Origin of the sequence: Streptomyces sp. NRRL B-24484 (genome assembly GCF_000717715.1) — a bacterium.
Taxonomy (GTDB): Bacteria; Actinomycetota; Actinomycetes; order Streptomycetales; family Streptomycetaceae; genus Kitasatospora.
Map to the genome: position 1 here is coordinate 31,765 of NZ_JOAI01000065.1, position 25,370 is coordinate 57,134.

14 protein-coding genes are annotated in these 25,370 nt (G+C 73.9%); 5 read left to right on the forward strand and 9 right to left on the reverse strand.

What is annotated here, in order from left to right; genetic code table 11:
- Nucleotides 1-40 precede the first annotated feature (40 nt).
- Nucleotides 41-931, reverse strand: a complete 891-nt coding sequence (locus IE98_RS0137695; RefSeq protein ID WP_030276716.1) for an SDR family NAD(P)-dependent oxidoreductase — start codon at nt 929-931, stop codon at nt 41-43.
- A 187-nt stretch (nt 932-1,118) separates the two neighbouring features.
- Here IE98_RS0137695 and IE98_RS0137700 point away from each other — a divergent pair, with 187 nt between their 5' ends.
- Nucleotides 1,119-1,874 carry an adenosylcobinamide amidohydrolase gene (locus IE98_RS0137700; protein WP_234443836.1) on the forward strand — a complete coding sequence of 252 codons (756 nt, stop codon included), beginning with the start codon at nt 1,119-1,121 and terminating at the stop codon, nt 1,872-1,874.
- Between the two features lie 95 nt (nt 1,875-1,969).
- Nucleotides 1,970-3,142 (forward strand): copper resistance D family protein, encoded by a 1,173-nt coding sequence (locus tag IE98_RS45460; protein WP_052391486.1) that lies wholly within the window; start codon nt 1,970-1,972, stop codon nt 3,140-3,142.
- Between the two features lie 190 nt (nt 3,143-3,332).
- On the opposite strand, the gene IE98_RS0137710 is transcribed toward IE98_RS45460, so the two are convergent.
- Nucleotides 3,333-4,514, reverse strand: a complete 1,182-nt coding sequence (locus IE98_RS0137710) for a S1 family peptidase (protein ID WP_030276723.1) — start codon at nt 4,512-4,514, stop codon at nt 3,333-3,335.
- A gap of 349 nt (nt 4,515-4,863) precedes the next feature.
- The gene (locus IE98_RS0137715) at nt 4,864-5,256 is read right to left on the reverse strand and encodes a nuclear transport factor 2 family protein (protein WP_030276724.1); all 393 of its coding nucleotides are present in this window, start codon (nt 5,254-5,256) and stop codon (nt 4,864-4,866) included.
- 106 nt (nt 5,257-5,362) lie between these two features.
- Here IE98_RS0137715 and IE98_RS0137720 point away from each other — a divergent pair, with 106 nt between their 5' ends.
- Nucleotides 5,363-5,806, forward strand: coding sequence for a MarR family winged helix-turn-helix transcriptional regulator (locus IE98_RS0137720; protein WP_030276727.1), 444 nt, complete (start codon nt 5,363-5,365; stop codon nt 5,804-5,806).
- 145 nt (nt 5,807-5,951) lie between these two features.
- Here the strand turns inward: IE98_RS0137720 and IE98_RS43715 are convergent, their stop codons facing one another.
- From IE98_RS43715 to IE98_RS0137740, 3 genes are all read right to left on the reverse strand, one after another.
- The gene (locus IE98_RS43715; RefSeq protein WP_234443837.1) at nt 5,952-7,019 is read right to left on the reverse strand and encodes an ATP-binding protein; all 1,068 of its coding nucleotides are present in this window, start codon (nt 7,017-7,019) and stop codon (nt 5,952-5,954) included.
- A gap of 1,186 nt (nt 7,020-8,205) precedes the next feature.
- Nucleotides 8,206-8,577, reverse strand: a complete 372-nt coding sequence (locus tag IE98_RS0137735; RefSeq protein ID WP_030276733.1) for a hypothetical protein — start codon at nt 8,575-8,577, stop codon at nt 8,206-8,208.
- Between the two features lie 93 nt (nt 8,578-8,670).
- Nucleotides 8,671-9,321, reverse strand: coding sequence for an HAD family acid phosphatase (locus tag IE98_RS0137740; protein ID WP_030276735.1), 651 nt, complete (start codon nt 9,319-9,321; stop codon nt 8,671-8,673).
- Nucleotides 9,322-9,604: 283 nt separating this feature from the next.
- On the opposite strand from IE98_RS0137740, the gene IE98_RS0137745 reads away from it, so the two are divergent.
- Both IE98_RS0137745 and IE98_RS0137750 read left to right on the forward strand, forming a co-directional pair.
- Complete coding sequence (locus IE98_RS0137745) at nt 9,605-10,192, forward strand: hypothetical protein (protein ID WP_030276737.1); 588 nt, start codon at nt 9,605-9,607, stop codon at nt 10,190-10,192.
- 266 nt (nt 10,193-10,458) lie between these two features.
- Nucleotides 10,459-11,922 (forward strand): alpha-amylase, encoded by a 1,464-nt coding sequence (locus IE98_RS0137750; protein WP_420706261.1) that lies wholly within the window; start codon nt 10,459-10,461, stop codon nt 11,920-11,922.
- 100 nt (nt 11,923-12,022) lie between these two features.
- Here IE98_RS0137750 and IE98_RS50310 read toward each other — a convergent pair whose 3' ends face one another.
- The 3 genes from IE98_RS50310 to IE98_RS51495 form a co-directional block, all read right to left on the reverse strand.
- Nucleotides 12,023-12,190, reverse strand: coding sequence for a hypothetical protein (locus tag IE98_RS50310; protein ID WP_199923039.1), 168 nt, complete (start codon nt 12,188-12,190; stop codon nt 12,023-12,025).
- A gap of 159 nt (nt 12,191-12,349) precedes the next feature.
- Nucleotides 12,350-25,132, reverse strand: coding sequence for a toxin glutamine deamidase domain-containing protein (locus IE98_RS43725; protein ID WP_043176056.1), 12,783 nt, complete (start codon nt 25,130-25,132; stop codon nt 12,350-12,352).
- Between the two features lie 4 nt (nt 25,133-25,136).
- Nucleotides 25,137-25,370, reverse strand: a 234-nt coding sequence (locus IE98_RS51495; protein ID WP_234443838.1) for a hypothetical protein, incomplete at its 5' end; no start/stop codon positions are given.

The window sequence follows — 25,370 nt, forward strand, 5'->3', positions numbered from 1 at the left end:
ACGGCCAGTCAGGCGTCCTGCGGGCCGCGACCGGGCGGACTCAGGAGGTGCTCAGGGGTGCATGCCGTTCGCTGAGCCGCCGTACGGCCTCGGCGGTGCGGGGGTCTGCCGCCGCGCGGGCGGGTGCCGCGGGCCGGGTGTCGGCGCCGATCAGGAGTCCGGTCCGACCCGCCAGGGCCTCGTCGGTCGCCGCGGTGATCGACGGCCGGGCTGCCGTGGCGGCCGGCCCCGAGGTCGAGCGCTCGAACCTGCGGCGCACCAGCGGCCAGAGCAGTCGCAGTGCCGGCGAGACGATCCGCGGGTCGGTCATCGTGCCGTCGGTCATGTCCGTCGCGGCTCCTCCGGGATCGGCGGCGAAGACCGACACCCCGGTGCCGTCCAGCCGGGCGGCCAGGTCGAGCGTGTAGGCGAGGTTGGCGAGCTTGGCGCGGCCGTACCAGTGGAAGCCGTAGTAGCCGCCGGCCGGCTCGACGGTCTCGAACCCGCGCCTGGCGAGGGCGACCGCGCCCGAGGTGACGTTGACGATCCGGCTCGGTGCGGCGGCGGCCAGCGTCGGCAGCAGCAGCTCCGTCAGCAGGTAGGGCGAGAGGTGGTTGACGACGAAGGACGCCTCGACGCCGTCCAGGTCCGTCCGGGCGGGGAACATCGCCCCGACGTTGTTGACCAGCACGGTCAGCGGATCGCCGGAGGCCGCGTGGTCGTCGGCCAGCCGCCCGGCGAGGGCCCGCACCCCGTCGAGCGAGCCGAGGTCGGCGGGGAGGAACCGGCTGCGCCGCGCCGGCCCCGCCGCATCGATCCGTGCGACCGCGCGGGCGCCCCGCCCGGGGTCGCGGCCGACCACGGTCACCGCGTACCCGGCGGCCGCCAGTCCCACGGCCGTCTCCAGGCCGATGCCGCCGGTGCCGGCCGTGACCACCGCTGTCTTCCGCATGCGTTCCTCCCATAAATTCGGATAGGTAATCCGCTTAGTCGGCGACGCTAGCACATGTGGATGAACTATCCGTTTACTGGAGGCGTGCCCGCCGCGCGCGGGGCGGTGTGGTTCGATGACGGCGGCCGCGCCCGTGCGGCCGGGTCGCGGACACCGCCGACCCGACGGAGCGAGACGCGAGGACCGGGTGACCACGGCGAGCGAGACCCTGCGGGCGACCCTGCGGCCCGAGGTCGCCCGGGCGGCGCGACAGGAGGACGGCGCGTGCCGGCACCTGCTGGTGTGGCGGGCCGGTCCGGGCTGGCGGATGGTCAGCAGCGCGGTGCTGGGCGGCGGGATCGGCGAGCGCGGCTGGGTGCTCAACGCCCAGGTGCGGCCCGGGTACGGGCGGCTCGACCCGGACCGCCACCTCGCGGAGCTGGCCGCGGGTCAGGGCCTGCGCGGGCCGGGCGTCGGCCTGATGACGGCGGCCGAGGTCGACGACTGCACCCGGGCCGAGGACGGCGGGGTGACCGCCGTGGTGACCACCGGGATCGGCATGCCCACCTGGGCGGCGGCACCCGGCGGGCCCGGGCCCGGTCCGCACGCCCCCGGCACCATCAACGTCCTGGCCGTGGTGCCGGCGCCGGTCGCCGACGCGGGGCTGGTCAACCTGCTGGCCACGGCCACCGAGGCGAAGGTGCAGGCCCTGCTGGACGCCGGGTACGCGTGCACGGGGACGCCCTCCGACGCCGTCTGTGTGGCCGTCCGCACCCCCGTCGGCGGGAAGCCGGCCGACCCCTTCGGCGGCCCGCGGTCCGTCTGGGGCGCCCGGCTCGCCCGTGCCGTCCACCGGGCCGTCCGCGAGGGCGCCGAACTCGACCGCGCCCGCCGGGCCGCCGGCCCGACCGCCCCGCACCCGCGGCCCCGGCCGGAGTGCACCCGCGCCGACGTCCTGCGGTAGGCGGCGGGCCGGCGGAGTCACGGGTTGATGACGGTTGAACGACTGCAGGGGAGAAAATAAAGATAGGCGTACCTAACTAAGGATAGCCTTCCCTCGTGAACAGTCTGCTCTTGGCCGCGAACACGGCCGGATACGCCGCGCCCCCGCTCTGGCGGGTCCTGACCAAGACCGGCTACTTCATCGGCCTCGCCGGTGCCATCGGCACGGCCGTCACCTACGCCACCACCGTCCGCCCCGCCCTGCGGAGCGCCGCCGACGACGGGGACGCCGCGGCCCTGCGCACCAGATCGGCCCTCCACATCGCCTGCGCGGGCGTCGTCCTGTTGATCGCCGGCTACTTCCAGCTCGCCGGTCGGGTCGCCCGCTCCGGCAAGGGCATGCCCTTCGGGGATGCGCTCGCCCCCGGTCGGATCGGTGACTACCTCGGCGCCCCCGCCGCCAAGGGTGCCTGGATCGCCCAGGGCGCCGTCCACCTCGTGCAGAACGTCGTCCTGGCCGCCACGGCCGCAGCGATGATCGCCCTGTTCGCCCCTGCCGTCCGCCGCCATCTCGATCGCATCGCCCTCGCCGTGCTGCCGCTCTCCCTCGCCGTCACCCTGACCGCCGCAGTGCCGACCACCGCACCGGCGGATCTCGACCGCTGGTTCGACCTCGTCCTCGACCAGATCCACATCGTCTCCGGCACCGTCTGGCTCGGCGGCCTCGCGCTGCTCGTCTCCCTCGCCGGCGCCCGAGGCCGCCTCGGCGACGGGGCGGGCCTGCTCTGGGCCGACATCTGGCGCCGCTTCAGTCTCGTCGCCATGACCTGCGTCGGTGCCGTCGCCCTCTCCGGACTGTGGCTCACCTGGAAGCACGTCGGCACCGTCTCCCAGCTGTGGACCACCGGCTACGGCATCGCCCTGCTGGTCAAGGCCGCCCTCGTCCTCGGCCTGGTCGCCGCGGGCGCCGTGAACCAGTTCTGGCTCATGCCCCGCATCGCCCGCGCCCGCCGCGCCGACGCCGCCGCCCCGCTGCTCCACCTGACGCTGCGGCACTTCCCCGCGGTCGTCTGGGGCGAGGTCGTGCTCGGCGTCGGCGTTCTGGTGGTCCTGCCGTTCCTGGCCGGGTCCGCCCGCAGCGAGGCCGGTAGTGCCAAGGCCGTCTGCTCCGGCAGCGTCTTCGCGGCCGGAGCCGCCCTGGCCCTCGCGCTCGGCGTCTCCCTGTACGCCACCGCCAAGGCCTCCGACGCGCTGTCCCGCCGACCCTCGCCCGCCGCGGTCGCGGTCTGACCCGTCGTCCGCTGTCCGACCGTCCGTGGTCCGACCCGTTCACGGTCCGGCCGGCCGGGGGAGCGGGTGACGGGCCCGCGTCGCCCACGGCCGGTGCAGGAGCCGTGGGCGACGCGGGCCCGGTGGTGCGTCAGGTGGTCACGTCGGCGGTGCGGCCTGGTGCGGCCGGTGGGGCCGGGCGGTCGCCGGGTCAGGCGGTGACCAGGGTCAGGCCGTAGCGGGAGAGGATCTCGTTGACGGGCTGGAACCAGGTCTGGCCGCCGGAGGAGCAGTTGCCCCAGCCGCCCGAGGTGACGCCCTGCGCCTGGTCGCCGGTGACGAACGAGCCGCCGGAGTCGCCGGGCTCGGCGCAGACGCTGGTGCGGGTCAGCTGGTAGACCGCGCCCTGGCTGTAGTTGACCGTCTCGTCGAGGCCGAGGACGGTGCCGCAGTGCCAGTGCGTGGTGGAGCCGGAGCGGCACACCGAGGAACCGACGGGCGCCTGCCAGGAACCGCGGACGAGCACGTCGCTGACGGTGCCCCAGCCGAGCACGACCGGTACCGTCCACCAGCCGTTCCCGATGCGGATGTACGAGTAGTCGTTGCCCGGGAAGGACGAGTCGACGAACGACCCCATCGCCGAACCGTCCCAGCCGACGACGCTGCTGCCGGCCCGGCCGCAGTGCCCGGCGCTGACGAACCCGCCCTGGACGGCGAAGCCTATGGAACAGCGGGTGTTGCCGTTGATGTAGTACGGGTCGCCGCCGACCACACCCGCCGAGAGGGTGCGCGGGGCCTGGTCGGCGCTCTCCTCGACGGCCACCGGCCCGGCCGCCGCAGCGGCGGCGAGGAACGCCTGCACCGGGCCGTCCGCGCGGCGGCCGGGGGCGACGGTGACGACGACCGCGTTGCGGCGGGGGTCGACCCGCCAGCCGGTGACCGCCGCGGGCGCCGGGCGGTTCCTGCTCACCGTGTCGACGGCGGCCTTGGCCCGGTCGAGCGCGGCCTCCGTACGGGCCACCGGGGCGGTGGCCGCGCCGGCGGCCCGCACGGCCGCGGCCTGCGCGGGATCGGTGAGCCCGACCACCAGGCGGCCCTGTGCCGGGTCGAACCAGGCGCCGCCGTACGCGGAGCCGGCCAGGCCGCGGACCCGGGGCAGCAGTCGTGCCGCGGTCGTCTCCTGGTCGAGGCGGGTGCGGGCCTGATCGGGGGTCAGTCCCAGGTCGCGCCGGAGCGCGTCGACCAGACCGGGGGCGGCGGCCGGGGCCGACCGGGCGGCCGATGCCGCCGGCGCGGTGTCGGGGGCCGCCGCGGCGGGGGAGAGGCCGAAGCCCAGGGAGGTGAGGGCGAGCAGGGCGGGCAGGACCGCCCGTACGCCGTTGACGTGCCTCATTGCGGGGGTTCTCCTCGGTTCGGGCAGGTGGGGTGCCTGCAGAGAGAGAGCGCTTTCAGAGGTACTGGTCCAGACCGGTGTGATGAGCTTTACAGCGTTGTATGTTCACGTCAAGAACTTCAACAATCCTTCCTGCATGCAGAGTTGTCGATCGGTGACGATGCGGGCCGACCCTTCGTCGGCCGGTGGGCGGCGGCTCGACCCCGTGCGTCGTGCGGGATCCGGGTGGGCGTCGGGAGGTCGCCGCCGTCGTTGTGGGCGGCCGCCCGGGCGTCATTCCTGGTCGGTAGCGGTGGCGTGCGGTGACTGCTCGTGTGATCGCGCTCTCAGGAGCGCGGGCCGGGGCGGCTCAGCGTGCGCTGCCGATGGCGCGGTCGGAGTCGGCCCCCTCCAGCATCAGGGTGGTCTCCTCGATCCGACTGAAGCGGCCGTCGGGCCCGAGGTCGGCGAACACGTACACCTCCATCCGCACGGTGGAGCCGTCCTTCTTGGTGATGTGGGCGGTGTGCCGGTCGGCGTACGTGCTGCCCACGTGGAGCTCCTCGTGGACCTCGACGTGGCCGCCGGCGACGATGTCGCGCAGGTGGGTGATGTGCTCGACGAACTCGGCGCGGTCGGCCCACTCGCCGTCGGTGCGCTGCCGGTACTCGGGGGTGAAGTGGCGGTCGGCCGCCTCGGCCACGGTGAGCTCGCGGTTGAACAGGAGGTCGTCGAGGGCGGCCTTGATGCCGGTGCGGGTCATGGGAGTGCCTTTCGGGAAGGGGGAGTTCGGGATGATGCGTGCGCAGCGCACGCTTCTCTCGAACTGTAGCAGGCGAAGCGTGCGCAGCGCACGCTAGTCTGGGGGCATGGAGAACGAGGTGGGTCACGAGATCGGCGAAGCGCTCGGCGTCCTGCTGCGGCGCACCACGCGCACGCAGCTGCACCGCCGGCTGACCGAAGGCATGGGGGAGGCCCTGGACGAGACGACCTACCCGGTGCTCAGCGCCCTCGCCCGGACGGGGCCGCGCAGTGCGGCCGATCTGGCTCCCGAGGTGGGGATCGACCGTTCGGGCGTCACCCGCCGCGCGTCCCGCCTGGAGGAAGCCGGCCTGGTCCGCCGCGAACCCGATCCCGACGACCGGCGCGCCCAGCTCCTCGTCCTGACCGACCGCGGCCGGGACGCCGTGGCGGAGCTGCGGACCAGGCTCGCGGACCGCATCACGGCCGGCCTCGCCACCTGGCCCCCGGGCGAGGCCGAGGCCTTCGCCCGTCACCTGCGCCGCTTCGCGCTCGAAGGCCCCTTCGGCTGACGGGGCCGGGGCCGGGGCCGCCCGCTCGGCGGTCGGTGCCTCGTCGGCCCGGCCCGACAGTCCGGGCCGCGATCCGGAGAAGGCCCGGGCCGGGGACGGTCCCCGGCCCGGGCCTCGATGTCTCGGGTGTCTCGGTCTGTGGCGGTCAGCGGGCGGTCATCGGCATCCGGGCGAGGACGGCCGCCGCCGGCCCCGGGTTGGCGCGGAGCCAGGCCGTCAGGTGCTCGCGGACGGCCTCGGCGACGCAGGGGCGGACGGCTTCGTTGCCCAGTACGTCGCGGACGGCCCCCAGGAGCTCGGGGCGGTCGAGCTTCACCGACACGACCGCCGTCAGGCCCTCGCCGAGCCGGTCGGGGGCCGGGTCGGGGTCGGACGGAGCGAGCAGCCCCTGCTCCCGCGCGTACGCGCCGACCGCGGCCGCCAGGCCGTCGCGGAAGCCGACCTCGTGCGTGCCGCCGCCGGTGGTCGGCATGCTGTTGGCGTAGCTGAGGACCCGCTCCCCGGGGGAGTCGCACCAGCGGAGCGCCACCTCGACGGTTCCCTCCATCTCCGGGCACTCGCGCTCGAATCCGATCACCTCCGCGGGGACGGCGCCGGGCTGCCCTGCGAGGTGCTCGGCCGGCCCTCCCGGGACCTGGAAGCGGACGGACCGGGGCGCCGCGGGATCGCGGTCGTCGGTCAGCGTGATGTCGAAGTCCCGGTTGAGGAAAGCGAGTTCCCCGAAGCGTTCGGCCAGTGCGTCGAAGGAGAACTCCAACGTCTCGAAGATCTCGGCATCGGGCCGGAAGGTGATCGCGGTACCGCTGCCGTCGGCCGGTCCGGCGTGGACGGGCGTCGCGACGGCCTCACCGTGCTCGTACTCCAGCACCCAGCGGGCGCCGTCGCGCCGTACCTCGGCGGTCAGCCGGCCCGACAGCGCGTTGACGACGGCCAGACCCGCGCCGAAGCCGTCGGCGGACAGCGAGCGCCGGTCGCGAGGCGGTGCCCCGCAGCCGACCACGGCCAACCGGGTCTCCAGCGTGCGGCCGTCGCGATGACCGGCGGCCGCGACCGGGAGACCCGCGCCGTCGTCGGCCACGCGGACGCCGCCGTCGGCGGTGAGAGTGATCTCGACGCGCCCGGCGGTGCCGGCGAGGACCTCGTTCAGCGCCTGCTCGGCGACCTCGAACACCAGGTGGCGGAGGCCGCGTTCACCGACCGATCCGATGTACATCCCGGGCCGCTTCCGAACGGCATCCAGACCCTCCAGAACCACGATCGTGCTTGCGTCGTACCTTGTGGACCCGTCGCTCATGATGCCCCCTCCAAAGGTGTCCCACAGAGTCCCCCCAGCCTAGGAGATTTTCGGGAAAACACCAGGTCAAGGCCGGTTTGATGAAGTCGCCGGCGGGCTTCTGAGGGGCGATCGGGACCGCCGGGCCGGGGGAGTCGGACACCGCCCCCGCGCTGCCGCCGCGACCCCCCGGGGGTCGTGCGCGGGCCTGTTCCGGGCGGCTGCCGGGCCGCGAATTCCAAGAAAATTATGCGTGGGCCAGCGTGGTCGCGGACGACGCCCGAACCGTCCGACACGGTCTCAAACGACGCCGGTTCCAGTGGGCCTGACTGGTCGGACCGCGCTCGGAGCGGCACGGATCACCTTCGGTCGGAGCCGCCGTCGTGATCGTCCGTCGGGTGCGTCCCCCCACCCCGGCCTGTCGGCCAGGCGGCGGTACCACCAGAACCGGATGCGCCACCGGCGCCGGTGGGCGAACGGGTCCTGCAGGGTGCGGCGCAGGAACTCCGTGTCCAGCCGCCTCACGAGCCGGGCGAGCTCGCCACGGGCCCGTTCCGGCAGTCGCTCCAGGACTTCCTCCAGCACGTCGCGGGCGTGCCTGACGTCGTCGAAGGAGCACCAGGTGCAATCGCAGGACGATTCCCGCGGGTAGAGCGGACGCCTGCCCGGTGGACGGAGGAACTCGCGGTACCGCTGCAAGGCCCGCTCGGTGGCACCGGGGTGGAGGTAGAAGCTGCCGCCCAGGTGCTCGACCCGGTGCACGGCCAGGCTCGCCCTGGTGGAGAGCCCGTGCATCCGCACGGGCGGCGCCGGCGCCCGGACGCTTCGGGCCCGTCGTCCGGCGCGCAGTGCGCGCGGCCGTCTACGCGGCATCGGCCTTCCGAGAGCTGATCACGGGAGCCGTGGTGCCAGGCGTCCGCGTTCGGCCGCACCCGGTTTCCGCCAGCCGGCACCGGGTGCCGGAGCGCACGGGCGAAGAGGTTCCGGAAGCCCCGGAAGGAGCGCCGGGCGGTCCGCCGGTGACCTTCGAGGGGACGAGGGTGCGTCGACCGCCGACGGGAACCGCCGGAACGCTCGTGTGGACCGGGGTCGACCGGGCAGTGCGACGTCGCCACCGGAGAGTGGATCAGAAGCGGACGCCGGTGTGGCCGAGGATCCAGCCCAGGGCCTGCGCCGCGCCGTGGGCGAAGTCGCGCTGTTCGTCGCTGCGGGCCGTGTCGTGGGCGGCGGCGAGGGAGGCGCGCTCCTCCGTACCGAGCCTGGCCCGGTCCGCGGCGGGGCCGCGGTCCGCGGTGCCGCTGACACCGTCGGAGGGCCGCGGACTGCCCGCGTCGAGGGCCCAGCGGTAGGCCGCCGCCGCGCCGCGTCCGCCCGGGCCGATCTCTTCGATGCGCGAGCACGTCCCGAGCCATTCGAGCGCCTCGCGGACCTCGTCGGCCGACCGGACCCCGACCGTGCGCAGGGCTTGCTCGTCCAGGGTTTCCGAGTCACCGTCCACCCACCCACCGTATGCGCGGGCCGCCGCCCCCGCCCTGCGGGACTGCGGCGCCGGGGCCCGCCGGCCCGGGCGGGCCGGCGGGCGGGCGGGTGGTCAGGAGAGCGTGCCGCCGTAGTCGGGCAGCTTGAAGGTCCGCTCGGCGTGGCCGCCGACCAGGTCCGTCGTGTTGTTGCCGATGTTGGCGACGATCGTGTAGCCGTTGCGCTCGATCTCCTGGCGCTTCGCCGTCTTGAACGCCCCGGTCTCCTGGAAGAGGTCCCACAGCGACCGGCCGTACAGGCCGTCCACCGGGTAGCCCACCTTGGTCAGGTTGTACCGGGTGAAGGCGTCGATGAAGTCGGGCCGTGCGGTGACGAAGAAGACCTTCACCCCGTGGTCGTGCGCCGCCCGCACCACCTTCAGCACCGCCGCGATCGCCGGCGTCGGGTAGGACGGCGTGTAGTCGGTCTCCAGCGAGGTGTTGTCGATGTCGAGGACGATCGCGGGCCGGTACGTCGTCGGTGCCTGCGGCACCCTCTCCTGCAGGTAGGCGCCCGCCGAGTCCGCCACCACCTGGACGTCCTTCAGCCAGGTCTCGTACGGCACGCTCGGGCGGCCGAGGCTCTGCGCCGGGGCGGCCGCCGGGGCCGCGGCCGGAGCCGGGCCGCTCGTGGCGGCGGAGGCCGGTTGCGCCACCCCGACCAGCAGCACACCGCCGGTCGCTGCCGCGACCGCGAGATGCCGCACACCGAAACGTCCTGCCATGCTCATGCTCCTTTGAGTGAGGGTGTGAGCAGGATGGCGCATGGAGGTTACCTGTCGGTAGACATCGGGCGAAGATCATTTCCGAAGGTCGATCCTCCTGTGCGGCACCGCAGTTCACCCCCGGCGTCCGTGGGCGGCCGGTGGAGGGGGCCTGACCCGCTGTGGGCGTCATCGGCGTGCGGGCTTCGGGGCCCGCCCCGTGATCCGTCCGGACGGGGCGCCTGTCATGCTGGGCGGCCACCGACGACCATGATCGCCGGATTTCCCCATGGAAGAAGGACGGATGCGACTCCCCTGGCGCCGACGGCCGGTCGGCCGGTCACGGCGACTCCTCGACCTCGTAGGACTCCGGCCCGGTGCGGTCGACGACACCGACGACCTGGAGGTCGGCCGGCAGGTGGCCGTGCGGGCGGCCCGGCGCGACCACGGCTCGACCGCGGAGGTCCTGGCGGTCGTCGAGGAACTGCTGGACGACGAGGCCGAGTACGCCTTCGTCGTCGGACTGCTGGAGAACCTCCAGAACCTGGCGTCGCACGGCCTCGACGCGTTCCGGCCGGCCGGGGAGCTGAGTCGGCTGCTCGGGCCGCGCGCGGCGATCTGCTGGGACACCCTGACCGGCTTCTGGACGGCAGTGGCCGACTGGCGGGTCGGCGCGGGCGAGCCGCTGGGCGAGGCCGGCCCGCTCCTCGCCGTCGAGAACGAGCACCTGCGGACGCTGCTGTGGACGGCGAACCGGTCCCTGCCCACCGGCGGGAAGATCGGGCTCGCGGATGCCGTGCGGTACGAGAAGGCCGTCGGCTCGGGCATCCCCGGCTACAGCCACATCGCGGTCGCCCAGCGGACGGCCGGACGGCTCGGAGTCGGGACCTGACCCCGGTGCGGGGCGTGCTGCAGCGGTGACCGCAGGGGCGGGGGCGGGTGCGGGACGAGTGCTGCAGGCCTGGGGACCACGAAGGGTGACGGGCCGAAGCCTTGACGGGCACTCATCAGCACCTTACGGTCGGCGCAGAAAGTTTCCAGCAAGTTTCATCAGTCTTGCAGCAAGGCGTGCGGCCCCCACCGGCGCCCTGCTCAGGGCGCCGTTCCACCGGCCTCCGGCCGTCCCACCCACCCGGCTCCGCCCCCACAGGAGACTCCGTGGACAACGTCGTGCTCGGCCACGATCCCCGTCGCCCCCGGCCCCGCCGCACCCGTCGCGCCGCCACCGCCGCGGCGCTCGCCGTCCTCACCGCCGGCACCGGCCTGGTCGCCTGCCCGACCGCCGCGCAGGCCGCCACGCCCGGCACCAAGACCGTCACGGCCACGCTCTTCGAGTGGTCCTACGCCTCGGTCGCCAAGGAGTGCACCAACTTCCTGGGACCCAAGGGCTACGGGTACGTGGAGGTCTCGCCGCCGCAGGAGCACATCCAGGGCGGCCAGTGGTGGACCTCTTACCAGCCCGTCAGCTACAAGATCGCCGGTCGGCTCGGCGACGCCACCGCGTTCACGAACATGGTCAACACCTGCCACACGGCGGGCGTGAAGGTCGTCGTGGACGCCGTCGTCAACCACATGAGCGCGGGCAGCGGCACGGGCACCGGCGGGACGGTGTACTCGAAGTACACCTACCCCGGGTACTACCAGGACTGGGACTTCCACTCCTGCCGCAGCAACATCAGCAACTACGGCGACCGCGCCAACGTGCAGAACTGCGAGCTGTCCGGCCTCGCCGACCTCGACACCGGCAGCGACTACGTGCGGTCCACCATCGCCGGCTACCTCAACACCCTCATCGCCAAGGGCGTGGACGGCTTCCGGATCGACGCCGCGAAGCACATCGCGGCCGCCGACCTGTCCGCCATCAAGGCCAAGCTGACCAAGCCGGGCATCTACTGGGCCCAGGAGGTCATCTACGCCGCCGGCGAGGCCGTCCAGCCCGGCGAGTACACCGGGACGGGCGACGTCGACGCGTTCATGGGCGCCTACGACCTCAAGCGGATCTTCACCAGCGAGAAGCTCGCCTACCTGAGCAACTGGAACGACTCCTGGGGCGCCGGCTACCTGCCCAGCGGCAACTCCCGCACGTTCACCGACAACTGGGACACCGAGCGGAACGGCTCCACCCTCAACTACAAGTACGGCAACACCTACACCCTCGCCAACGTCTACCTGCTGGCCTGGCCGTACGGATCGCCGAACGTCTACTCCGGCTACGAGTTCAGCGACATCGACGCCGGCCCGCCGAACGGCGGCACCGTCACCGCCTGCTACCAGAACGGCTGGAAGTGCCAGCACGAGTGGCGCCAGATCGCCAACATGGTGGGCTTCCGCAACGCCGTGAACGGCACCGCGGTCACCAACTGGTGGTCCAACGGCGGCAACGCGATCGCCTTCGGCCGCGGGACCAAGGGCTACGTGGCCATCAACCACGAGACCGGCCCGATCACCCGGACCTTCCAGACCTCGCTTCCGGCCGGCAGCTACTGCGACGTCCAGCACGCCGACCCGAGCAGCGGCGGAGGCTGCAGCGGCACCCGCTACACGGTCGCGGCCGACGGCACCTTCACGGCCACGGTCGGCGCGGGCGACGCCGTCGCGCTGTACGCGGGCGCCGGCAACTGACACCGGCCCGGCGGTACCGGTACGGGCTCCGCGGACCCCTGCGGAGCCCGTACCGCCGTTCCGGCCCGGTGGGCGCCCCGCCGCCGGGCGGGAGCCCCGCTCAGCGGCGGCCGAAGAGCCGTGCGAGGAGGCCGCGGCCCCGGTCGGCGTTCCGGTCGCAGGCGCAGCGGTCGGCCCGGGCCACTCCGGCCAGGACCTGGTCGACGTGCTGGCCGCAGCCCGCGTAGGTGGCCTTGCCGCACGTGCGGCACACGGTCCGTCGGCACATGGTGGACGCTCCCGGTCTCTGGTACCCGTGCCCCGAGGGGCCCTGTTCGCAGTGTACCGGGTACCCCGGGGGGTATGGGTTCGACGCTTCTGTCGCAGGCCGGTGCCGGTGTCGGTGCCCGTGGCCGGGCGGCGGGGTGCCGCCGCCCGGCCGTGCGGGTCAGCTGTCGTCGCCGGGATCCATCCTCCTGAACCGGGTGGCGAGGTCGTCACCGATGTCGTCGCCCGCGCGCTTGCCGCCGGCGACCCGGGCCGGCGGCGACACGAGGCCCATCGCCGAGGCCAGGGCCGCCCGCTCGGTGCCGCGGCGGCCGCCCTCGGCCCGGGCCCGGTAGTACTCCGTCAGGCCGTGGATCGCGCTCTCGGCGTCGCCGGGCCGCCCGGAGGTGGTGAGCCGGTCGAACCAGTCCTCCACCTGCCGGCGGACGGCGGGATCGGTCGGGCGGCCGAACCGCTCGACGGTGAACTCGTTGCGGTGGGCCTGCCAGTTCGAGGTCACCGCGCCGTCGCCGTCGTCCGGGAAGGCCGTGGTGACCGCGCGGTCCCACGCCAGGACGCCCTCCAGGTAGCGCTGCCCGATCCGGTGGTCCAGCGGCCTGGACGCGCCGGAGTGGAGCAGCGCGGCCATGTTCTTGTCCGTGAAGGTCCGCCCGGCCACCAGGTCGACCGTCTCCGGCCGGACGGGGCCCAGCGTCTCGGCCATGGTCTGCCAGCTCCGGTAGGAGCGGAGGAGCTTGTCGTCCCCGCTGTTGAACGGTGCAGCGCCGTCGAAGTGGCTCGCCACCAGCTCGTCGTGGCGGGGACCGCCGCGCAGCCCGAAGTCGAGCTCGCCGCTGGAGGTGGCACTGCCGAGCTGCAGCTGGTCCACGAAGGTGGTGTGCGGCAGGCTCTGGTGCGCGCTGACGAAGATCCGGACGAGGTCGCCGACCCTGCTCCGCTGCTCGTGCGGCGGGTACCCGTGCAGCGTGCGGAGTTCCTGGTGGGCGTGGTCGACGGCCCGGGACATCGGTCCGTCGAGGTGGCCCTGCATCTCGGTGAACCGGTCGCCGAGCCAGGTCTCCAGGTCCTGGCGCGGCCTGCCCTCGAAGGAGAGCAGCGACTCCCGCATCAGCGACCAGGAGGCGGCGTGCGAGTACTGGTTGCTGCCGAACTGGGTGTCCGGCCGGGACTGTTCGCTGAGCACGATCCGGCCGGTCCTCGACGGGTCGGTCGCGTGGGCGCCGAGGTCCGCGACCAGTTCGGACTTGAGCGGGTAGCGGGTGAAGGCGGCCGTGCCGGGGGGCAGCTGGCCGGGCGGCTGGACCGTCACCGGCTGCAGGCCGAGCTGGTTCTCGATGTCGGCGCGGTTGGCCGGCGTCATGTAGTCGGGGTACGCCCGGTGGAGGCTGCGGATCAGGTGTTCCTTGGCCGTCCGGACGTCGTCCGCGCTGAGCGAGGCGGTCTGCTTGATGTCCAGCAGGGTGCCGACGACCTCGTCGGTGCTCGGTGCCGGGCCGGTGCCCCGCTGGAAGGCGCCGAGGCGGTCCAGCATCCCGGCCTCGCCGTGGCCGACCGCCCGGCCGTCCGCGAAGGAGGCGAAGGAGGTGATCTGGGAGAGCTCGATGTAGCCGGACACCAGGTCGCCGAGTTCGCGGTGCCACTGCTCGACCGACTGCTGGCGCGACGGGTCCGTGGGCAGCCTGTCGAGCCGTGCGACGATGTCGTCCCAGCGGGCCTTGACCGCCGGGTAGTCCTTCTCGGCGGCGCCCTTGGGCTCCGGCGGGTAGTTCTTGAACTCCGTGATGTCGTTGGTGAGTTCGGCCCACACCGACTCGGCGGAGCGTCCGGCGAGACCGCTCGCCGCCCGGCGGGTCAGCGCCCAGGGCACGGTGTGCGAGCGCTGGTCGGTGCCGAACCGGGTCATCGGCCGGTCGTTGGAGGGCAGCACCTCGCTGAGGTAGATGTCCCGGCCGTGCGGGGTGACGGGGTCGGGTCCGACCACCGCGGTCTGCACGGCGACGGCCAGGGTCCGGCGCTGGGGCGGCGCCGGCGTCGAGTCGACGTCCATCGGTGAATCGGACGGCGGCACGGTGCCGAAGTCGTCCACGTCCATCGGCTCCGGGGCGTGCTCGGTCCGGGGCCGGGTGAAGGTCGAGTAGGTGTCCATGAAGTTCGGGTCGTGCGGGCCCGAGATGTTGGTCTCGTGCGGGTCGGCGACCGATGCCCAGACCGTCCAGTCGGAGCGGAAGTTCTCCGGCATCCCCCCGGTGGCGGGGGTCACCTTGCGGTCCGTCAGGTCGGCCCATCGCAGCCGGCCGTCGCGGTCGTGGACCAGCGCGACCGCGTGTCCCGCGCCCTCCTTGCCCGCGCCGAGCACGGTGGCGAAGCTGCCCGGCCCGCCGGCCTGCACCGTCTCCATCAGCTTCCGGACGGCGGCGTCGCCCTCGCCGAACAGTGCCGGGCCGTCGTGCCGCTTCCACAGCGTGTTGCCCGGAATCGGCTCCACGTTCCCGTGCAGGGTCTGCCCGGAGACCCTGGGGCGGCCGAAGTGGGTGTCCCGGTAGGCCTCCACGTTCTCCAGGCAGGCGTTGAGGTCGTTGCCGGGCCGGAATCCCTCACCGGGGTGGACCGGCGCGGCGTGCGGGTTCACCTTCCCGAGCAGCGAGGAGCTCATCGGCGGATGCACCTTCGGCTCGCCGCCGAGGTAGCTCACCAGGTCCTGCGTCAACGGGTGCCGGGCGCCCACGGCCTGGTAGCCGCGGTCGTGCATCACCGCGTCGGTGTTCTCGTACGACGGTGTCCGGCGCCGCTTGTCCTCCCGTTCGACGACGGCATGGTCGTCCTCGTCCCGTCCGCGCTTGCGGCTGTTCGACTCGGGGCGGTCCTGCATGACGGTGTCGCCGTCGGCGTCCTGCCGGTGCGGGACGGCGGGGGCGGGTTCGTCGACGTCCATCGCACGGGACTGCTGGTGCTCGGACGCACCGGTGCCGTGGGTGGTGACCGGCGGCGGGGCCGAGGGCAGTGAGCCGAAGCCCTGTGCGGGGTCGTGCTGCTGCTGTTCCTCGGCCAGCCGCTGCAACTGGCCGGCGCTGTCACGGGACATGACGGACAGCCAGGAACGGTCGTCCTGCGGTGGGAACTCGTCGAACAGCTGCCGCTGCAGCGCCTCCAGTTCGTGGAAGCGCGGGTTGGCGTGGCCCAGCGCGCTCATCCGGGCGGTGAAGAGCATCGACTCGCCCTGTGCGTGCTGCCGGTCGGCGGCGGCCTGCTGGCGCAGTGCGGTCGCGCTGTCGTGGACCTGCTGCATGGTGGTGCCGGGCTGCGCGAGCGCGCCGACGGCGTCGGCCTGGGCGACCAGCCGGCCGCGCAGGTCGCCGAGTTGTCCGAGCAGTTCGTTGCGGACCGTGCGGAACTTCGGGTCGGTGGCCGGCGGGAGCTTGCCCTGCAGCTTGTTCGCCAGGTCGTCGAACCGCTCCACCTGCTCCCTGGCGTTGATGTGGTACGGGCCGACCGTCATCTGCACCCGGTCCGCCTCGCCGGGCGGGTCGAGCCTGAACGGGCGGGTGGTCTGCCTGCCGACGTGCGGGTTGCCGTGCTCCTGTACCGACTCCTGGCTGGTGACGTGCCAGCCGTCGGGGCCGTGGTGCAGGACGTTGGTGACCTCGAAGGTGAACGGGTGCGGCGAGCGGTACTCGTCGGGCCCGAACCAGTCGGTGACGGTCTTTCCGGCCCGGAAGTCGGCGCCGCCGATCAGGTTGTTCTTCGCCGAGTACGACTGGAAGTGCCACAGCTGGAAGGTGTCGGTGTGCGGGTTCACGTCGGTGGCGACGAACGCGCAGCCGTTCATGCCGCCGGTGAACACCAGCCCGTCGCCCGGCCGCGCCGGGTCCGGGTGCAACGGCACCTGGACGTGCCCGATGGTGTGGTCGCCGCCCGCCGTCCCGGACTTGTACGGGGCGTACAGCGCGGTGACGTAGTGGTGGTCGGGCATCGGGTCGGGCAGGTGGACGCCGGCCGGGGGCCGGAACTCCTCGCTGTGCTGGGCGTACTTCTCCCACGCCGGGGTCAGTACGAAGGCGTCCCGGTCGGGCGTGCTGCGGGCGGGGTCGCGGACGAGCGCGAACCAGTGCCGGTCACTGCCCTCGAACCTGGCGAGGAAGGAGTTGACCTGGTGCTGCTGCAGCCCCTCGGTGCGGAGCCTCAGCCCGGAGCCGAAGTCCACCCCGAGCGGGGTGTCCCGCAGGAAGCTCCCCGGGTCGTGCATGATCCCGTGCTCGGGGGTGCCGACCGGCGGGAGCAGCGGCTCCACGGGCGGCAGCTGCTGGTCGTCGTGCGGCTGCTGGTCGGCGTCCTCGTGGTGCTGAAGCGGGTCGGCCTCGTGGTGCTGGCCGTCGTGCTGGGGCCCCTCGTGCTGCTGGCCCTGGTGCTCCGGCGCGCCACCGTGTCCGGCCGTCGGCTGGTGCGGAGTCCCGGTGGCCGGGGTGTGGCTTTGGGTCGGCGGCGGCGGGGGCGGGGAGGGCAGCGTGCCGAAGCCCCGGGTGCCGGTGCTCCGGTGGTCGCCCGCGGCGGGGTGCGCGACCGGCGGCGGGGGCGGCGGTGTCGGCACCGCGTCCGTCGCGCTGCGCTTGGACGGCGGCGCGTCGGCCATCAGCACGTCGTCGTCCGGGTCGACCCGACGCTTCTCCGGCCGGGCGGTCTGCTGCGGGGCCACCGGGTGGTCCTGGCTCTGCGACGGCATCGGCGTGTCGTGGTCCTGCGTCCCGGTGGGCGTGCCGTGGTCCGCCGAGGCCATCACCACGTCGGTGTCCTGGCCCGCCGGGGGCCGGGGCGTCGCGGGCGGCGGGGTGGTGCCGATCTCGTGGCCCTCCGCGCCAGGCCGGGCGTCGCGGGCCGGGTCGTGCAGCGCCTCGGAGCCGACCACCGGGTTCGCGGACTGCCCCGGCTGGCGGGTGAAGTCGCCGGACGAGGAGACCGGGGTCTTGCCGCCCGCGTGGTTCAGCATGCCGTGCTCGTCGGCGATGTTGACCGCGCTGGCGCTCGGCTTCTGGCCCGGCTGGTGGAGGTCGACCATGTCGGCCTCGGTCTTGGGGGCCATCAGGTCGCGCAGCTCGCCCGGGGCGAGGCCGGTGTCCTCCAGGGTACGCAGGCCGCGCAGCAGGTCCAGGGTGTGCGGCGAGTACAGCGCCTCGGGCGGCAGGTCGCCCTTGGCGACGGCGGTCAGCACGTCCTGGTCGCGGACCACGTGCGGGTCCAGGAAGTTCTGGATCCACTTGTTGGTCAGCTCGTCGCCGAAGCGCAGGTTGGAGGCGCTGTTGGACAGGCCGGCGGTGATCTCCTCGATCAGCTTCGGCACGTCCTCGACCTTGGCCTGCACGGCCTGGTCGAACAGGCCGGCGGGGTGCTTCTCGCCCGCACCGGCCCGCGGGAGGCCGCCGCCGTACTGCCGGGCGACGGCGGCGATGTCCGCGTCGGCCTTGGGCAGCAGCTTCTGCGCGGCCTTCTGCTGGTCGGCCGCGGTGCCGCCGGGCTTGAGGGTCTGCGCCGCCTCCTCGCGGCGCCGGTCCACCTCGTCCTGCCGCAGCCGGTCGCGCTCGTTCGGCAGCTTGTCGGCGAAGGCCTCCAGCCGCTCGGGCCGCACCGCGTTGGGGTCGTTGCGCAGCTCGTCCGCCAGGCCCTTCAGGTCCTGCCGGTCCTGGCCGAGGCGGTCGTACGAGCGCGCCAGGTCGTCGAGCCGGTCGGCCAGCCGCTCGTGCGCCGGGGAGTTGCCGGGGCCGGCGGGCGGCTCGGCGGCGGCCTGCCGGGCCGCCGCGACGGTGTCGTCGAGGCGGCGCGGCCCGGTGACGCCGTGGACCAGAGCGAGGTCCTCGACGGCCTGCTCGCGGACCTTGGTGCGGACGTCCGCGAGGGCATCCTTCATCTCCGCCAGGTGCTGCGGCGACGGGTCGCCGGAGAACCGCTCCACGGTGTCCGCGTACCGGTCGAACTCGGCCTTGGCCGGGCCCTCCAGCCCGGAGCGGTCGAGCTGGTCGCGCACCTCGTCCCGGGCCGCGACGGCGCTCGCCGGGTCGTCCAGCTTCGCGGGGGCGAAGGCGGGCTCCAGCCGGTCGTTGCCGTAGGCCTTGCCCAGGTCCACGTCCTTGGCGGTGTAGCCGAGGTCGCGCCAGGCGAGGGCGGCGTGCTCCTGGCCGTTGGCGCCGAGCCGCTTGACGGCCTGCTTACCGGCCTTGTCGAGCACGCGGTGCTGGTCGGGAGCCATGGTGTCGGCGAAGTCGGAGAAGGTCCGCGACGCCTCCACCCGGTGCTGCTCGTCGCCGAACGACCGGGCCTTGAACACGGCGGCCGTCACGTACTTGTGCACCATGTAGTCGGCGACCACGTGGTTGCGGTTGACGACCGCGGTGCCGAGCTTGACCTTGCCGTCCTCCATCCGGCGGACGGTCTTCTCGGCGTGCGGCTCGCCCGCCATCACCCCGTGGTCCGAGTAGCCGAACGCGGCGCGGTAGGCACCGTCGGTCAGCTCGTGCTCGGCGCCCTTCTTCGGCTTGGGCGGCGTCGCCCCGTAGTTCCCGGCGAGGGCGTCCTTGCGCGCCTGGAGGTCCTTCGCGAGCTCCTCCTCGCGGACCCCGAGGTCCTCGACCCGGCTCGCGAAGACGTTCCGGGTGGTCTTCGCGGCCGCCTCCGCCGCGGTCTCCTTGGTGGAGCCGGTGGCGGTCCGCTTGTTGTTCTCGTTCTGGTAGGCGGTCTCGGCGTCGTCGCGCCGCTGGACGGCCTCCTGCCGGAGGTCGCCCACAGCCTTGCGCTGCTCCTCGATCCGCGCCATGGCGTCCTTGGCGATCCACGGCTCGGCCTGCGCGCGGGCGTCCTGCAGCGCCTTGAACTCCGCGGTGCCGGACTTGGGTTCGCCCTTGAGCCGGGCCAGCTCGTGCTCGTAGACGGCCAGCCGGTCCCGCTGGTCCTCCAGGTGGGCCTTCGCGGTCTCCAGGTTGTGCTTCTCGCCGGCCAGTTCGGCCTGGCGGTCCGGCCCCTGGCGGGCGATCTCGTCGAGCCGGTGGTTCACCGCGTCGAGCTGCTCGGGCACGTTGCGGCGCAGCACGTCCACGTGCAGCTGCTTCTGCTGCTGGTACGCGTGCAGGATCGCGTCGGTGTCGCCGTCGATCAGCGCGGACCGCTCGTACTTCTTCAGGCTGTCCTTGACCTTGTCGAACTCCGCGGAGTCCGGCAGGAAGTCCTTGATCGCGTCGAAGGCCTTCTCGCCGTCGATCTTGTGTGAGTAGCCGTCGTCCGCCGCGGGCTTGCTGCCGAAGCCCGGCGCCTTCGGCGGCGGCGGGGGCAGGTGCGAGGAACTCCCGCCGTGCTGACCGGGGTTGCCCGCCGACGGGACCGGCGGCGGCGTGGCCGGCGGCTGGTGGCCCGGGGGGTTGCTCCCGTTGCCGTCGACCCGGTCCATGAAGTCCCGGAATCCCTCGTACATCTGGTTCTCGGCCGTGGTGGCGTGCACCGGGTTGGCCGGCCCGCTGTGCACCGCCCCCGGGTCCTTGCCGTACAGCTTCTCCAGCAACGGCAGCATGGCCGGCTCGTTCTGCCGCACCCAGTCCGCGCCGTTGTTGCGCGGCTGGCCGGTGTACGGGTCGGTGCCGTGGTTGTTGCCCAGGTAGGCGTTGGTGACCTGCGCGAAGTACTCCTGTTCGTCGCGCGAGGAGTAGTTGTCGACCGGCTTCCCGCTGGCGTCGTGGCGCGGACCGTCCGGCCAGGCGGCGTTCGGGTCGCCCTGCTTCTGGTTGAAGGTGTCGGTGATCAGCTTCTGGTCGTGCGCGTCCAGACCGTAGCGGTGCACGGTGTGGGTGAACTCGTGGGTGGTGGTGGAGTACCCGTCCTCGTAGTGCCCGCCGTGACCGATCGGGGTGTGCTCGCCGAGCAGGTTCTCCTCGGTGATCGCCGAGTGGCGCCCGCCGGAGCCGCGCATGTCGTCGTAGCCGCGGCCGGCGCCCGCCGAGGAGTTGTTGTGCACCCCGCGCAGGTCGTTCAGCTCCGGGACGTCCGGCATCCGCACGTCCTTCGGGACCACCACGACGTCGGCGCCGTTCTTCAGCAGCCGCGCGGCGGTCTCCGGGTCCTGGAGCATCCGGGCGATCTGCTGCTGCGCCTCCTGCCGTGCCGAGGGCGCGCGCTCCGCGCGCGGGTCCACGTGCACCATCAGCTCCGCCGCGGTCTTCGCGAACTCCTTCGGCGGCAGCCCGTTCTTCAGCGCATCCACCGTCTGCGGGTCGCGTGCGAGCCAGCGCCGGTTCTCCGGTGTCAGGCCGGCCAGCTCGCGGGTCCGCTCCTGCGGCGACATGGTCGGCAGGTCCTGCCGCAGCCGGTCGGCGCCGACCGGGGGCGTCGCCACCGGCCGCTGCTCGCGGCCCAGCTGGTCCACCGCGTCGCGCACCGGGGACTTGCCGGACAGTGCCTGCAGTTCCGCGTCGCGCGCCTGCTTCTGCCGGTCGAGGAACTGGTCGTGGGCGCTGGTCGACGGTGCGTTGTGCTGGCCGGCGGCGGGCGGGTTGGTGTGGCCGGTCGTCGACGGCGCGTTGTGGCCACCGGTCGCCGGGGCGTTGTGGCCGGGGGCCGGCGTCGTGTTCGGCGTCGTCGTGGGCGGGTTCTGGTGGCCGGACTGCGCGGATCCGGCCGTGTGCTGCCGGGTCGGCGGGGCGGGCGGCGGCGGGGTGTTGTCGCCGCCGAGGCTCCGGGGCGACGGGGACGAGCTGCCCCCGCCCTGGTGCGACACCGGCGGGGCCGGCGGCGCGGGCGTGCTGTCGGTACCGAGGCCGTGGGTCGACTGCGAGGAGCCGTCCCCGCCCTGGTGCGGCACGGGCGGGGCCGGCGGTGCGGGCGGGGCGCCGTTGCCGTGCTGCTGGGCCGCGTTCGCCGGGTCCTGCCCGGTCGACTCCCGGGGGAGGTACCCGAGGCGCATGTCCCCGGCGGCGGTGGCGACGGTCGCGTCGTGCGGCGCTCCGTCGGGGTTCGGCCGGCCGCCGTCGGTCAGCCGCACCGACGGCGCGCCCAGCATCTCGGCCACACCGGGGATCCGGTGCTCGGAGCCCGTCGGGTGCTCGTGGACGTGCGCCTTGCCGGTGACCAGTACGTACTTGCCCGTCCCGCCGGCGTCCGTGATGGCGTGGTTCATGTAGGAGTTGAGCAGCCGCGCGCGCTCCTCCAGCGCCTGGCGTCCGAGGTCGTGCGGCCGCCGCGCCGGGTAGCCGTCCACCGCGTGGACCGTCACCCCCTCGATCTTCGCACGCACGACGGTGTCGTAGAGGCCGGCGCCGGCCGGGGAGTTCTGGCTGCGGTCGTACGTCCGGAGCATCTTCTCCAGGTTCGGCGACATCGTGCCGTCCGAGCGCTGGTAGGCGTCCAGGTGCTGCTGGAAGGCGTCGTCGCGGAGCGACTCGACGTAGATCCGCTCGACGCCGGCGGCCTTCAGGCCGTGCATGTTCTCGTTGAGGAAGCGCCAGCTCGGCGACTGGTTGTGCGCCTCGCCCAGCACGATCCCGTCGAAGCCGGGGTGGCCGTTGTGCCCGCCCAGCAGCCGGTTCACGCCGTCCATCGCGGACACCGAGCCGTCCAGGTGGTCGTTCACCCGCTGCTCGCCGACCGGGTGCCAGTCCTGCTGCGAGTCCTGGCGGGCCAGGCGCTCCAGCACGTTCCGGCGGATCTCCTGCTGCTGGAAGTGCTCCTGCGTACGGAAGTCCAGGTTGCCCGCCGCCTCCAGCACCTGGTTGCCCTGGAAGGCCATGGCCTCCGGACCCAGCTCGTTGCGCAGGTGCGGGGTCACCGCGTTGGCCGCCACCGGGTGCAGGGCCTTGAGGGTCAGCGGGTCGAGGTGCGACTTGAAGGACTGCGAGTACGGGCTGACCTTGACGTCCGGCCTGCCGTTCGGCGTCTGGACGCCGGAGTCGTGCCGCCCCCACGAGCTGTGCGGCAGGGCGTTCGCCGCCGTCTGCAACTCGCCGGTCAGCCTGAAGTTGAACTTGTTGTCGCTCTTGTACCGGGCCAGCGCCGCCGGATCCGCCTTGGGCGGGTGGATCAGCGACGGGCCGGCCGGGTGCTGGTGCAGCTGCGCCAGCTCCTCCGGGGTCGGTGCCTCGTCGATCGGACGGATCCCGGAGTTCCCCGACGGCGGCGGGGGCGGCGGCGGGAGGTGCTCGTCGCCGGTCCGACCGGTGCGGGGCGCGGACGACGAGGACCCGTTCGGGTCGCCGAGGGTCCGCGGAGTCCCGCCCGCCCGGTGCGACGGCGGGGGCGGGGGCGGCACGTGGGTGTCAGAGGTACGGCCGGCACCCGGCCGGACGGTGCCGCCGGCGGGCTGCGGGGTCGGCTCCACGGGGCGCTGCGACACCGGACCCGTCGGTCCGTGCGTCGACGGCGTGCGGGCGCCGCCGCCCGCCGTGTGGGCAGCGCCGCCACCCGGCACCGGACCGGGCACGAACCCGCCCGCCACGGGCGGCGTCCCCGCCGGCTGCTGAACGGTGGACGCCGCGTTGTCGGGAACGACGTTCCCCGGCACGGTCTCCGGCGCAGGCCTGCTCTGGGTCTGACCGCCCGAGACCCGGGTACCGCCGTTGAGGTGCGTGTCGCCACCGGACGCGGCCAGGTGCGGGGCGCCGCCGAGCGGGCCGGTGCCGTCCAGCCGGCTGGACGCCGGTGCCGGGGCGTCCGACTCGGGGGCCGGGGCACGGTGCTCGCCGCCACCCCCCGCGACATGGCTCTGTGCCGGGGCCGGGGCCGGAGCCGCCGCGTGCGGCACGGCCGCCGCCGGACGCTCCGCGGCACCCTCGTGGACGGGGGCGGGGGCTTCGTGGACGGGCGGTGCCGTGGGGTGGACGGCTCCGGTGCCCGGCTGGGCGTGGGACGGGGCCTGCTGCGCGGGGGCGGGCGTCTCGTGGACGGGCGTTGTCGTGTCGTGGACGGGCCCGGTCGGCTGCTGCGCGTGCACCGGTGCCTCGTGTGCGGGGGGCACCTGCGCAGACGTCTCGCGCACCGGTGTCTCGTGCACGGGCGTCTCGCGCACCGGTGTCTCGTGCACGGGCGTCTCGTGCACGGGCACAGCGGTGTCGCGGGTCGGCACGGGGGTCGGCGTCTCGTGCGCGGGCACGGAGGTGTCACGGGTCGGCGCCGGGGCCTCGTGGACCGGGACGGTCGTCGGCCGGTCGGCGGAAGGCACCCGGTCGCCGGCGTGATCCGCGGTCGCGGGCCTCTCGCCCGTGGACGTGTGCGGCGACGGCTGGACGTCCTGATGGGCCTGCGGCTGTGCCTGCTGGTGGACCTGTCCGGGGGCCTGCTCGTGCGCGGCCGGTGCCTGCTCGGTGCCCCGGGGCGTGGTCTCGGGGGCGTGCGGCGCGCTCTCGGCGACCTGGTGCACGGGCTCTGCGGGACGCGGCGCCGGCTCGGCGGAGTCGCCACGGGTGGCGGCCGGGGCGGCAGCCGTCTCGGGCGCAGGGGTGTGCTCGGCGGCAGGTGCCGGGCGGTCGGCCGCGTGGGGCGTCGGCTGCCCGGTCGCGGCGGTCTCGGCCGGGGCGGGGCGCTCGGAGGCCAGGTGCTCGGTGGCCGGGTGCTCGGTGGCCGGGCGCTCGGAGGTGTGGACCGGCGTCTCGGCCGCAGGGGTGTGCTCGGCGGCAGGTGCGGGCCGGTCGGAGCCGAACGGGACCAGGCCCCGGGTGCCCGAGGACGGTGCGGGAGCGCTCTCGGGACGGCTCGCGCCGCCCTCGCCACCGCCGTGCACCGTCCCCGCCGAACTGCCGGCGCCGGCCGAACTGCCCGTGCTGGTGGATCCGTTCGGGCCGCCTGCCAGGCCGGTGGCGGAGTGACCGCCTACGGAGCCGCCCGCCGAGCCGGCCGAGGCGGCGGAACCGGTCGAGCCGGTCGAGGCGGGTGCCTCGTGCGGGGCGCCGCCGGACGGGCCGTCACCGGAGGGACCGCGGTAGCCGGCCGAGCCGGAGTCGGACTTGGAGAAGACCGGGGTGCCGCCCGCTCCGGCGGTGCCGCCACCGGCGCCCTCGGGGCCGGCGTGCGGGGTGGGGATCTTCGGCGGGCCGTTGAAGTGTCCCTTCACGGCCGACGCTCCCCGGTGCAGGCCGACCGAGGCACCACCGCTCAGGCCGGATCCGAGCAGGCTGCCGCCCTCGACGTGACCGGTCGTGATGAGCTGGGTGGAGACGTCCGCACCGACACCGACGGCTGCGCCGTGGGCCATCCGGCCCGCGGTGGTCTCCATGACGCTGCTGAGGCCGAGCTTCGACCCGCCGGCACTGAGGCCCTTGCCGATGAGGTGGCCGCTGGCGCCGGCGACGGCGCCGCCGAGGGCGTTCTGGCCCAGCTCCTTCATGTCGATGCTCTTGCGGTGGCCCTCCATCACCTCGATGCCCTGGGCCATCAGGTTGATCGCGGCCATCTGTGCGGCCTGCTTCGCGGCGAACTCCAGTGTCTCCTTCAGCAGTTGCTTCAGGATCTGCTGGACGGCGGTGCGGCTGATGCCGACGAACACCGGGATCTCGGCCAGCGAGACGCCCGCGGTGAACGGGGCCTCCGCCTCCGCGGTCGCGATCTCGAAGGCCAGGATGCCGAGTTGGGCCACGATCTGGATCTTCGCGGTCTCCGCGGAGTTGGCCATCGCCTCCAGCATGTCGCCCATGCCGTTGCAGGCCTGGACGAGGCCGGGGAAGTAGCCCGGGTCCTCCTCGGTGCCCTTGCCGGTGGTGAACTGCGACCAGTGCTTGGCCAGGGCGTCGGCGGCGGAGCCGCGCTGGCCGTCGAGGGCGCGCTTCACCGCGGAGTCGGCGGAGCGTCCGGCGTCCTCCAGGGTCTTGGCGCCGTCACGCCAGCGCTCCGCCATGTCGCGGAGCATGTCCTCGTCGGCCTCCGGCCAGCGGGTGCCCGCCAGCAGGAGGAGCACCCACTGCAGGGGCTCGGGGAGTTCGACCGCCATCGGATCAGGCCCTTCGGGTGGTGGACGGGTGGGCCTGCGCGATGTTCCGCAGAGTGGCGCCCGGCGAAGTGACGTTGACGGGTGCGCTGAACGACCCGCTCTGGGGGACGGACACGTCCTCGGAACCGCCGCCCTGGAAGACTCCGTTGGGAAATCCGCAAACCGGTGATGGCGGATGGTCCTGGCTGCCATGATCGGCCTGTTCGTCGATCGAGGGGGCCGGGTGTCGCTGGAGCCG